The organism is Acinetobacter sp. ANC_7635 (assembly GCF_056779945.1).
Map to the genome: position 1 here is coordinate 1 of NZ_JBWYIS010000015.1, position 12,340 is coordinate 12,340.

The 12,340-nt window shown below is 37.4% G+C and carries 11 protein-coding genes; 5 read left to right on the forward strand and 6 right to left on the reverse strand.

Annotated elements, in window-relative coordinates; translation table 11 throughout:
- The first annotated feature begins 175 nt into the window (after nt 1–175).
- Nucleotides 176–586, forward strand: a complete 411-nt coding sequence (locus AC1M89_RS13010; RefSeq protein ID WP_481614296.1) for a phosphoethanolamine transferase domain-containing protein — start codon at nt 176–178, stop codon at nt 584–586.
- A gap of 34 nt (nt 587–620) precedes the next feature.
- Entirely contained in the window at nt 621–1,649 is a 1,029-nt protein-coding gene (locus AC1M89_RS13015) for an ATP-binding protein (RefSeq protein ID WP_481614297.1), read from the forward strand.
- Between the two features lie 4 nt (nt 1,650–1,653).
- On the opposite strand, the gene AC1M89_RS13020 is transcribed toward AC1M89_RS13015, so the two are convergent.
- On the reverse strand, nt 1,654–2,322 hold the full coding sequence (locus tag AC1M89_RS13020; protein WP_481614298.1) for a phosphatase PAP2 family protein: 669 nt from the start codon (nt 2,320–2,322) through the stop codon (nt 1,654–1,656).
- Nucleotides 2,323–2,474: 152 nt separating this feature from the next.
- Between AC1M89_RS13020 and AC1M89_RS13025 the strand changes: the two genes are divergently transcribed.
- Nucleotides 2,475–3,347 (forward strand): alpha/beta hydrolase, encoded by an 873-nt coding sequence (locus tag AC1M89_RS13025; protein WP_481614299.1) that lies wholly within the window; start codon nt 2,475–2,477, stop codon nt 3,345–3,347.
- 4 nt (nt 3,348–3,351) lie between these two features.
- Here the strand turns inward: AC1M89_RS13025 and AC1M89_RS13030 are convergent, their stop codons facing one another.
- Entirely contained in the window at nt 3,352–3,969 is a 618-nt protein-coding gene (locus AC1M89_RS13030; RefSeq protein WP_035270045.1) for a TetR/AcrR family transcriptional regulator, read from the reverse strand.
- A 104-nt stretch (nt 3,970–4,073) separates the two neighbouring features.
- Between AC1M89_RS13030 and AC1M89_RS13035 the strand changes: the two genes are divergently transcribed.
- Together AC1M89_RS13035 and AC1M89_RS13040 are read left to right on the forward strand one after the other, a co-directional pair.
- Complete coding sequence (locus AC1M89_RS13035) at nt 4,074–5,429, forward strand: flavin-containing monooxygenase (protein ID WP_213032621.1); 1,356 nt, start codon at nt 4,074–4,076, stop codon at nt 5,427–5,429.
- Nucleotides 5,430–5,542: 113 nt separating this feature from the next.
- The gene (locus tag AC1M89_RS13040; RefSeq protein ID WP_481614300.1) at nt 5,543–7,165 is read left to right on the forward strand and encodes a long-chain-fatty-acid--CoA ligase; all 1,623 of its coding nucleotides are present in this window, start codon (nt 5,543–5,545) and stop codon (nt 7,163–7,165) included.
- A gap of 60 nt (nt 7,166–7,225) precedes the next feature.
- On the opposite strand, the gene AC1M89_RS13045 is transcribed toward AC1M89_RS13040, so the two are convergent.
- The 4 genes from AC1M89_RS13045 to AC1M89_RS13060 form a co-directional block, all read right to left on the reverse strand.
- Nucleotides 7,226–8,542 carry a flavin monoamine oxidase family protein gene (locus tag AC1M89_RS13045; protein ID WP_481614301.1) on the reverse strand — a complete coding sequence of 439 codons (1,317 nt, stop codon included), beginning with the start codon at nt 8,540–8,542 and terminating at the stop codon, nt 7,226–7,228.
- A gap of 182 nt (nt 8,543–8,724) precedes the next feature.
- Entirely contained in the window at nt 8,725–9,723 is a 999-nt protein-coding gene (cysK, locus tag AC1M89_RS13050) for a cysteine synthase A (protein ID WP_481592302.1), read from the reverse strand.
- Nucleotides 9,724–9,845: 122 nt separating this feature from the next.
- On the reverse strand, nt 9,846–10,520 hold the full coding sequence (locus tag AC1M89_RS13055; RefSeq protein WP_481592301.1) for a class I SAM-dependent methyltransferase: 675 nt from the start codon (nt 10,518–10,520) through the stop codon (nt 9,846–9,848).
- A gap of 100 nt (nt 10,521–10,620) precedes the next feature.
- Entirely contained in the window at nt 10,621–12,312 is a 1,692-nt protein-coding gene (locus AC1M89_RS13060) for an AMP-binding protein (protein WP_481592300.1), read from the reverse strand.
- Between the last annotated feature and the right edge of the window lie 28 nt (nt 12,313–12,340).

Genomic DNA, 12,340 nt, shown 5'->3' on the forward strand with positions numbered 1-12,340 from the left:
ACAACTCAAACCTGAACTCAGGAAACATCACTTGTCACGGGTGACTCATCTTGACGCTTTGCCAGATTGCTCCACCAGTCTGGCTTTTTTTATGTCCTAGACTTCAATCATTTATTCAGTAAATTTTAAGAAATAAAACCTAATCTCAGCGTAGTTAAATATTAGAACTCATCGTATGCGCTACACATCTATCATTCAGCAATGGAAAAAACCAACGATAAGCCTAGCACTATTCAATTTAGTACTCTCAGTATGGGTTGGCATTGGTTTAAATATTGCGTTCTACAAACAACTTACTTCACTCACACCTTATCAAGGTTACCCAGCAATTCTTTTTTTAATAGGTTCATCTGTCTTAATCACAGCTGCTTATTTTTTTATTTTCAACCTTATTCATTGGAGATTGAACGTAAAGATATTTGCAAGTATCTGGATTGTATTAGGCGGTATGTCTGCATATTTTGTAAGTAGTTTAGGCATTATTATTAATGCTGATCAGATTCAAAATATGATGCAAACCAATACGATGGAAGCATTTGATCTGATAAATATAAGATTATTTATTTGTAGATGTTTGGGCCTATGACCAACAATCACATTTACACGAAAAGTTTAAACAGTTGGTTGAGCCAGTTGCTAAGTCAGGTTTTTATCATCACACTAATCATTATGGTAAATGGCATACCTATGTGATTCCATTGAAAACTGTTCAAGTCCAAGTGAGCCAACAAGACTCTGTTCGACAAGCTTTAGCCATAGAGCTCGCAATCAACATGTTTTTACCTTATTTAATCATTATGCCTTTCGCGATTTATGGCTTAGGTTTTATAATTAGAAGAAATTTTGCTCCATTTGAGCAATTTAAATCCGAATTAAGTACACGTAAACCAAATGAGCTGACCGTAATTGACCCTCAACAGTACCCTATTGAGCTAGTACCCAGCATTCAAGCGATCAATCAATTATTTCAAAGGATCTCTGATGCCCAACAAGAACAAAAACAATTTATTGCAGACGCCGCTCACGAATTAAGAACACCAATTACAGCATTAAATCTTCAAACTAAAATTTTACTCAAAGAGCTCCCCCATCACGAATCGTTAATCAAAATGAATAATGGTTTACATCGAACTCAGCATTTGGTCGGACAGCTTTTAAATCTCGCTCAACAAGATTCATTGAATGCCAGTAACGAGAAAAAAATGAGTATTCGGTTAGATGAACGTGCTTATCAATCTATTGAACAATTGATTCATTTAGCCTTAGCCAAAGAAATCGATTTAGGTATGGAACGTTATGAACACGTTCAAATTATAAATTACTCATCTGCTATAGATTCAATATTAACCAACTTAATAGAGAATGCGATTAAATACACGCCTCCCAATGGCATCATTAATGTTTCGACATTTCAAGAGAATGATATAGCTATCATTCAAGTCGAAGATAGTGGCCCAGGAATTTCAGCAGATCTCTATGAACGTATTAAAAAAAGATTTTATCGAGTCGAGCAACATCAAGAAATTGGTAGTGGCTTAGGTTTATCAATTGTTGAAAAAGCGGTAGAACGTATGGGGGGCAATCTTATCTTTGATCGCAGCCCTCAATTAGGTGGTTTATTGGTGAGAGTGGAAATTAAACTACATTAATTGCTTAGGCTAATTTAACCTTTTCTTTTAGACTAAATATTACGACATTGAACATCCAAATCAGCCAACCAGTCCAAAGATTATGACTAAAAAAATGCGCTCCTCTGAGCATTTGCGTCCATCCCATAAGCATTCCCAAGAGAATTGCACTCAATAAGTAAAATTGAGCTAATTTGCTTTTTTTGCTCCTGAACACAAAATACCCACTCAATAATGCAAAACCAGCAGAAGCATGACCTCCAGGAAAACAATGCCCAACTTTACTACTGAGACTCCAGACAACTGTCATTCCCTGAGGTTGAGCTGCATCCCATGGACACATCAAGTTCGACTGTGATTTGAACAACGCTATTAAAATAATTGAAATTAAAGCAACTGCAAAAATTGTGATGTAATTTTTAGAGGTTTCCAAATTTTGATTTCTCGATTTGGGATGAGCAACCATGACTACAGATATCAGCATACTGCAGTACATCGCGATTAGCACATATTTAATCCATTCATGCCCGACTACACTTGGCCAAAATGCATCTTTTAAATAGAACACTCCTTTTGAATTTAAGCCTAATTGAATCAATTTCATGTCGACTGCAACATGTACTGGAAATAGATTGACCAAAATGAAATAGCTCAAGATTAAGGCGATACATTGCTTGCGATAGAAAAAACTCATACGAATACATCGAATAAAAATGTATTTAAATCAATCAGGCTTAAAATTTTCTGAACGATTTGACATCAAATAGACTTTTATACTGCATAACGATATGCTTAAACCAACCTGAGTTGGGTTTAAAAAATAAAAAAATGTTAAGGATAACCACGATGCAAACTCAAGAATTACTCATTCCGAATGGCAGCTATCAAATCCAAGCGGATTTATATATGCCAGAGCCGATCACAAAAGATTCTAGTATCATCATTATGGCTCATGGCTTAGGTGGAGAAAAAAGCTGTGGCTTAAACTCTTTCGCTGAAGCTTATGCAGAATTGGGATATAACGTATGCGTATTTGATCATTCTGGTTTTGGATTAAGCAGTGGTCCTGTTCAGCATCTTGTCGATAAAAATAGTCAGCTTCAGGATTGGAACGTCGTTATCGACTATATTCAATCCCGATTCTATATCCCGAAAAAAAATATCATTTTATGGGGGTATTCGTTCAGTGGTGCGCATGTTCTAACATTAGCAAGTGAACACACCTTTAAAGCAGTGATCTCTAATTTTCCACACGTTGATGGTTTAGCGAGCTTGACACTGTATCCGAAAAAATATTTATTGCCTGCAATCATGATTGCATTACAAGATTTAGCCCTAGCAAAAATAGGTAGAGTCAAAACCATGCCTGTAGTTGCAAAAGATCGGTTTGCCATTTTGGCGGGTGAAGATTGCTATGATGCATATTATCGACTGATCCCAGACGGGATACATTGGAAAAATGCTGTACCAGCTCGAATCGTTGCAACCATTGGTTTATACCGACCAACAATGATCGTACATAAAATTCAATGCCCTGTTTTTGTGTCAGGTGCGGAACTAGATTCACTTATTCCTATCAAAGCAACACGTAAACTCGCACAAAAACTAAAACAAGGTGAATATCGTGAGTTCGTCTGCGGTCACTTCGATCTATTCCATTCGCCCGTTTTTGATCAACTCATCACAGCGCATCAACATTTTTTGGAAAAACTAAAATAAACTTTTAAAGTTGGTAGTTATATCCCTTACTGCTTAAGTAAAATTCACTGATGAAATGGCATTCTTTTAGAATGTCATCAGTGACTTGTTGATGCTGATAGTAGCTGTGTTTCATTAATGCAAAAACCATTTCAACCAGATACACCGCTTCCTCTTTTCTATTCAATTTCAGCGGATGTACTTTCTGCTCAAATACCGCTTGTAAATCATGAGCAATCTTCTCAATCACGATTTCCTGTAAATTAAAACCATCAACATGTACTGGCCCACCCAGAATCAAAATACTTGCAGCAGGATTTGAATTGTAGAACTCAGCCACCTTAGAAATTAGATCAAAACAAATATCACGTGTTGACCAAGTTTGATAGCACTCATTTTTAAACAAAACATAGGCCTGCAGTTCATCTAAATAACGTTTCACCAATATGCTGAACAAATGATTAACTGTTGGAAAGTATTGATAAATCGTAATCTTAGGAAGATCGGACTGTGCTGCAATTTCGGGAATAGTACAGTGATTGATGCCTTGTTCTTCTAATATTTTCTTCGTTGTTTCTAATACAAGTTCTAACCTTGCTTTACTTCTTTTTTGTACAGGAAGCTTAATTTCATCAAAAAGCATTTAAACAAATCCCCTGTCTTGCTGTTTAAAAATAAATCGATTATAGTCATAAAACCAACTATAGTTGGTTATAAATAAAAAGAACATCATTCAAGGATATGAATATGAACACAGTCTGTATCATTGGTGCAGGTCCGTCAGGAATTACGGCTGCTAAAAATTGTCAACAAAATGGTATTGCATACGATATCTTCGAGAAAAATGACAAAGTCGGTGGGAATTGGGTGTTTAATTCTAAAACTGGTCATTCTTCAGTCTATGAGAATACACACATTATTAGCTCGCGTACAATGTCTGAATATGAAGATTATCCAATGCCAGACAGTTACCCTGATTATCCACGACATGATCATCTACAGCAGTATTTTGAAAATTATGCCAAACATTTTGGTGTATATGACAAGATTAAATTTCATCACACGATTCACCATATTCATAAAAATGAAAATAAAAAATGGGTGGTGGATTACACCGATGATCAAGGTAAAGAACAACAGAAAATATATGACTATTTAATGGTTGCAAATGGTCATCACTGGAAACCAAAATACCCTGAGTATGAAGGTGAATTTACTGGCAAGTGGATGCATTCACATGATTTTAAAGGTGTAAATGACGACTGGCGTGGAAAGAAAATTTTAGTCATTGGTGCAGGTAATTCAGGCTGTGATGTTGCCGTAGAATCAGCACGTGTCTCAAAAGATGTGTATATATCGATGCGCAGTCCACAATGGTTTGTTCCAAAATTTATGTTTGGACATCCCGCAGACATACTCGTCAAGTCAATGGAAAAACTTCCGCCCAAAATGCGCCAAAAAATTCTGACCAAATTGGTAAAAGCATTCAGTGGAAATTACGCAGATTTTGGCTTGCCTGTAAATGACAAACCGATGCTGACACAACATCCAACGGCGAACTCTGACTTCATTGACTATGTGCGTCACGGTAAAATCAAACCAAAACCAGCGATCAAGCGTCTCAATGGTAAAATTGTAGAATTCGTCGATGGTACTCAACAAGAGTTTGATATTATTTGTTGTTGTACTGGTTTCTGGACCGTCTTCCCTTTCTTCGATAAAGATTTTATAGATTTCCAACATGCTGAAAAATTACCGCTTTACCGTAAAATGATGCATGCCGAACATGACAATCTTTATTTCATTGGTTTATTCCAACCATTAGGTTGTATTTGGCCAATTTCAGATCATCAAGCCAATTTGGCATGTCAGGAAATTTTAGGAAAATATAAACGTCCAGCTGATATGAAAAAAGCGATTCAGCATGAGTTAGATCATCCACATTACAACTTTGAAGGCGGTCAACGACATGCAGCAGAAGTTGACTATAATGACTTCCGTGCAGAACTCGTATCTGACCTTAAAACTGCTGGTGTCATCATTCCAGAGCGTAAACCTTTGGTTTCAATCCGTAAATTAGTTGGTTCTTTACTGACTGCATAATTTAGTGTATTTCTAGGTCATCAGTGAGTGTTACGTTAATCGTGAGCACTCACCTTACATAAGTATAATCAACTCAAAATAACAACTTAAATGATCAATAGCAGGAGCTTTGCATGCACGGACGTATGATGTTTCAACCTTTATTAATCAGCAGTTTACTAGAACATGCTGCTGAATTTCATAAAGACACCCTGATCGTTTCAATAAACACCGATGGCACACTTTACGAAACCAATTGGGGCGATGTATCGGATAATGCTAAACGTGGTGCAAAGGCATTGAATGAACTTAAACTCATTCACGGCGATTGTATTGCAACATTAGCTTGGAACAATCATCGTCATTTAGAGGCTTGGTATGCTATTTCTGGTAGTGGTTTAATCTGTCACACCATTAACCCAAGATTATTTCCAGAACAACTGATTTTCATTATTAATGATGCACAAGATAAAGCGATTATTTTTGATAAAACATTCCTACCTTTGATTACAGGAATAAAAGCACATATTCCCCTTGTGCAACATTTCATTTGCTTAGATGCACCTGATGAAAAGATTCGTCAATCCTTACCCGAAGTCTTGTTCTACGATGATTTAATTGCACGTCAAACTGCAGAATATACATGGCCTGAATTTGATGAAACCACTGCAAGTTCACTATGTTATACCTCTGGAACAACAGGCAATCCTAAAGGTGCTCTCTATTCTCATCGCTCAACTGTTCTTCACAGTTTAGCGGCCAGCTTACCTGACTCACTCAATCTATCAGCCAAAGATATTATTTTACCTGTAGTTCCGATGTTTCACGTTCATGCATGGGGAACACCTTATGCCGCAGCGATGGTAGGTGCTTCAATTATATTACCAGGGCCGGGTCTTGATGGTGAGAGTCTAGTTAAACTCATTGATCAATATGAAGTGACTGTTGCACTTGGTGTTCCTACCATTTGGCAAAGCTTGTTGATTGCTGCAAAAGCAATGAACAGTTCACTGACCTCTTTAAAACGTAATGTCATTGGTGGCTCGGCTTGCCCACCAAGCATGTTAGCGACATTCCGTGATGTATATGATTGTGAAACCATTCATGCATGGGGGATGACTGAAGCTAGTCCACTTGGCACTGCCAATCAATTCAAAGCCAAACATAAACAACTTTCTCAGGATCAACAAGCAAATCTACGTCTTTCCCAAGGTCGCCCGCCGTTTGGAGTCAGGATTCGTTTAGTGTCTGAAGAAAGAGGAACCGATCTTGTTCCACATGATGGTGAGACTATTGGTAATTTACAAATCAAAGGACATTGGATTGTTGACAAATACTTTGGTCAGTCCGACTCACCATTGACCAGTGATGGATGGTTTGATACTGGAGATATTGCGTCTATAGATGCTGATGGCTATCTGCATATTAGTGATCGTGCCAAAGACTTGATTAAATCTGGTGGAGAATGGATCTCTTCTGTAGAGCTTGAAAATATCGCAATGGGTCACCCAGAAATTGCGATGGCTGCGGTCATCGCAGCACAACATCCAAAGTGGGATGAAAGACCTGTCTTAATCGCCGTTAAACATCCTAATAGCCAAATCACTGAACAACAACTCATTGATTACTATGCTGATAAAATTGCTAAATGGCAAACTCCAGATAAAGTGATTTTTGTCGATGCCATACCGCTTAGCGGCACTGGAAAAATGCTAAAAAGAAAACTTCGCGAAGAATATGGACATGTATTAATGTGAGTTCAGGTTAATTTCTCAACTCACTCATACTAACTAAATAAAGCTGTAACTGTACATCAGTTACAGCTTTATATTTAAGCCATTACGAATAATTAAATTAGCAGTATCACGACCTGACAGATATGCACCATGCACAGTGCCTGCATAATCGGTATGACAATGTTCACCTGCAAAATATACTTGCGCTGGATGCTCTTTTTTAAAGATCTCTACATCATCTTTAGTATGTTCAACTTTTGGAAAACTAAATGAACCTAAACTAAACGGATCACTCCCCCAGCGGGTAATTATGATGTTCTGAATTTCATTGGAGTGCATGCAAATCTTCAATATTTTCTTGATATATTCATGCACCTGTTGCTCCGTTGCTTGATCAACCCATTCTGACTTTGTACCTCCAACGAGAAGTAGATAAGTCGGTTTATTATATAAACGACTAAAATCTAAAATACTATACAGCTCACGCTCATCCCAAAAAAATGCCGTATTGTATTTAAGTGCATTCCCATTAAATTCTAGAGCTTTTGAAAATTGTATAAATATTTTATTGAAAGATCCAAAACCCAGCTTTTGAATCGATCGGACTAATCCACTAGGCAAAGGCGGCTCAAACTTAATTTTATCTTGCTTTAAAATACCGAGTGGAACTGTCACCACAACTTGAGAACCTATGTAAAGCTGTCCACATGCTGTTTTTATCTGCACTTGATGAGAGTCATGATCGATTTCAACAATATCTGCATTCGTATGAATCTCTAAATCAGTAGCCAGAACTTTAACAATCTGTTCATAACCTTTTGGAAATATCACTTCATCGCCTGAGAAGTAGCCTTCAAAATCCATAAAATTATGGGCTAATTGCTCTAAATCAGTCGCAAAAGGATCATTGGCAAGCCTTGAGTAATACTGCTTAATTTTTTGTGTGATGACGTCTCGATCAAAATAATGAAGTTGAAAACGTATCTTTCCTAAAACATTCTCAAGTTGCTCAAAAGCGGAGATATCCTGCTCTTTTGATTTATTTTGAAAAACCTTCTGAACATCACGAAGGCATTTTTCAAATTCTAAGCTCTCTTGTTCGGTAAATGGCTGACCATTGGCATGAAAATAATCCACTTGATCATAATTAAAAACTTGAGTACTTATCCGATTGGACTCTGCAATTTTCCATATCGGATTATTATCAATACCATGTATCCATGATGCACCAAGGTCAAAACAATGACCATCAATGTTTTGTGTATGTATTCTCCCACCTATACGATCACGTGCTTCTAAAACAACAACATTAAATCCTGCTGATTTTAAATGCTGAGCACAACTTAATCCTGCAACACCAGCGCCGATAATATAAATAGGATGATTAAAGTCGTTCATTCATTTTTTTATTAGAAAAAATTCGCTTAAAGATATCGCGTTCAAAACTGTGAAAATAGTCGTGTGATGTAATAAATTTAAAATGATTGGTAACTTAAGAAGAGTTTAAAATTGTTTGAATCGAATAAATCACAAAAAAACGGCCATGAAGACCGTTTTTTTAGAATGCTTTGACTTTCTCATTAATCTGCTGATATATCTTCGAATAAAACTGAAGATAAATAGCGCTCTCCAGCATCAGGTAAAATCACCACTATGGTTTTACCCGCATTTTCAGGACGTTGAGCAAGTTCATGAGCGGCCGCTAATGCTGCACCACTTGAAATCCCCACAAAAATCCCTTCTTTGATTGCAGATTGACGAGCAAAATCAATTGCAGTTTGATTTTCAATCGCGATAACTTCATCCACCAAATCTAAATCTAGGTTCTTAGGAATAAAGTTTGCACCAATGCCTTGGATTTTATGTGGTCCCGGAGTCAGTGTTTCGCCACGCTTCGCTTGTCCAATAATTGGTGAGTCTGCTGGTTCAACTGCAACTGAGTAAAGGGATTGATTTTTAACTTTCTCAAAATAACGCGAAATACCAGAGATCGTACCTCCCGTACCTACACCAGCCACTAAAATATCAACCTTACCACCCGTTGCTTCAAAAATTTCAGGTCCAGTTGTAGTTTCATGAATGGCAGGATTTGCTGGGTTTTCAAATTGCTGAGGTAAATAATAAAGCTCTGGGTTCTCAGCAACTAAACGTTCTGCTTCTTGAACAGCACCATTCATCCCTTTAGCAGGATCGGTTAATACTAAATGAGCACCCAATGCTTTGAGTACTTTACGGCGCTCGATACTCATACTTGCAGGCATAGTCAGTGTGATGTCATAACCTTTAGCAGCAGCAACAAAAGCTAGCGCAATTCCAGTATTACCACTCGTAGGTTCAACAATATGCATTCCTGCTTTAAGCACACCACGTTGTTCTGCATCTGCAATCAAAGCTGCACCAACACGGCATTTTACTGAAAATGCTGGGTTACGTGCTTCGACTTTGGCAAGAACTGTTGCCCCACCCTGTATTACACGATTAATGCGAATGAGCGGTGTATTACCAATCGCTTCAGCGTTATTACTGTATACCGCGATTCCACGATTAGAAGTTTGTGGAAATTGAGTCTCTGTGGTCATGAACAATCCTTATATTCATAAAACAATACTTTTATCATAATCCTTTTTCATTTTAGATATATAACCATTTGTACGATTTTCATATAAGATAAAATGAATAGGTTATTCTAAATATGAAATTATCACTTTACTGCTTTTAATCCATAAAAATTAGACATTTGACAAAAAGTTCTTAAATTTTGATAACCAGCCTGAAGGTATAGATTCTTAATCTCTTTCACCGTCATTAAATTAAAGTCATCATGTATTCTTTCCAACATGACCTGACTTTGTTTTTCACTTAATCCTATTTTTGTCACCAAATTTTTTAATACTAACTGATCATTTGGTTCTTCGAATTGCATCAGATCGAAACTCAGAACCACACCATCTTGTTTCAAAGCATGGTAAATATCACCTAAAAAACTCTTTTTGTATGCATGTGAAACAAAATGAAAAACCAAAATACTCAATACTGCATCAAAATTTTCAGAATATTTCTGGAGCACCGTCGTGTCACCTTGCAGAATTATGACTCGGTGCATTTGCTGCTTAAACTGAACGATCTGTTTTGTTTTTTCAAGCATCGCTGCCGATGGATCAAACACAACAAACTCCGCCTTTGGAAAATGATCTAATAAATAATTCAGTTCAAATCCAGTTCCGCACCCGACAATGGCAATTTTAGCCTCTTCTTTGAGATGAGTTTCAAGCAGCGCTAATATATGTAGATGCATCAGTTCATATCCTGGTATGAGCTGCCTGATATGTTCATCATAGTTTTCTACGATTTTTGGGTGATCAAAATTCTTTGCCATATCGCTCTTCTACTATTTTTTAAAATTAAGCCGAACTTAGTGAACTAAGTTCGGCTTTGTTGTTTTTCTAGCTTGAAGTTAAAATATTACTCAATGACGATTAAGCACTCTCATCAAAAATATTGAGCTGCTCACGCATATATTCTTGGAGTTTAAACTTCTGAGCCTTACCAGAAGCAGTCATTGGGAACTCTTTAAGAAAATGTACATATCGTGGCACTTTATTATGTGAGATATTGGCTTTGCAGTAATCTTTGATCACTTGTTCAGAACATTCATGTCCTTCATGCAAAATAATACAAGCACATAACTCTTCGCCATATTTCGGGTCAGGAAGCCCAATGACTTGAACATCGCTAACAGCCGGATGTTTATATAAGAAGTCTTCAATCTCTTTAGGGAATAAATTCTCACCTCCCCGAATCACAACATCTTTAATGCGACCTTTGATTTTGATAAAGCCTTCATCATCCATTTCAGCGATATCACCGGTATGCATCCATTTTGCGACATCTACGACTTCTCGGGTTTTTTCTTCTTCATCCCAATAGCCCAGCATGACTGAGTATCCTCGTACACACAACTCTCCGAGTTTGCCACGAGGCACTACTTTACCGTGTTCATCGACTATTTTAATTTCGATATGTGGATGAACTCGACCAACAGTGCTCACTCGTTGTTCTAGCGAATCTGTGATCGAACTTTGTGCGCTTACTGGCGCTGTTTCAGTCATGCCATAACAAATCGTGATATCTCGCATATGCATACGCTCAATGACGCGCTTCATGATTTCTTTTGGACATGGACTGCCAGCCATGATGCCTGTACGTAATGTGGTCAAATCAAATTCGTCAAATTGCTCATGATCAAGCATGGCAATAAACATGGTAGGCACACCATAAGCTGCGGTACATTTCTCTTGTTCAATCGCTTTAAGACTATCAAGAGGATTAAATACAGCTGATGGATAGATCATGGTTGATCCATGTGTAATACAGGCAAGATTACCCATCACCATACCAAAGCAATGAAATAACGGTACAGAAATACAAACTCGATCTTTAGAAGTCAGTTTGATTGCCTCTCCCACAAAATACCCGTTATTCAGAATATTATTGTGTGTCAGCATGGTCCCTTTGGGGCTACCTGTCGTTCCGGAGGTAAACTGGATATTGATGGTTTCATCGAATTGAAGACCAGATGCTATCTCATTAAGTTGATCTAACTGCTCTGAAGTCGGTTCAGCCAATAAATCACTAAAGCGATAAAACCCAGTATGTTGTTGATCATCTATTTTGATCAAATACTTTAAATGCGGCAATTTTTCAGCATTTAAAACGCCATTGGTCGTATGTAAAATTTCTGGTGCAATTTGCGTCAAAATTTCTTGATAATTGGTCGTCTTAAAGGTCGATGCAATGATCAATCCTTTGCAAGATACTCGATTGAGTACGTATTCTAGCTCGTAGCTTTTATACGCAGGATTTAAGTTGACCAAAATAATTCCAGCCTTGAAGGCTGCAAATTGTGCGATCGTCCATTCCACACAATTAGGGGACCAAATCGCTAGACGATCTCCCTTTTCTAAACCGATTTTTAATAAACTACATGCAAAAGCATTTACTTTCTCTTGTAACTGCTGATAGGTCAAACGTACATTTTGATGCACACTGACCACAGCATCCTGATCGGCATATTGTAGGCATGCTTGATCAAATTTATGGCCTATGGTCATACCCAATAAGGGTTGCTCACTGGTGCCATAGGCATAACTGAGTCGTAATTGCGTCATTGAATCATACTCCTTGATTCTATTTTCT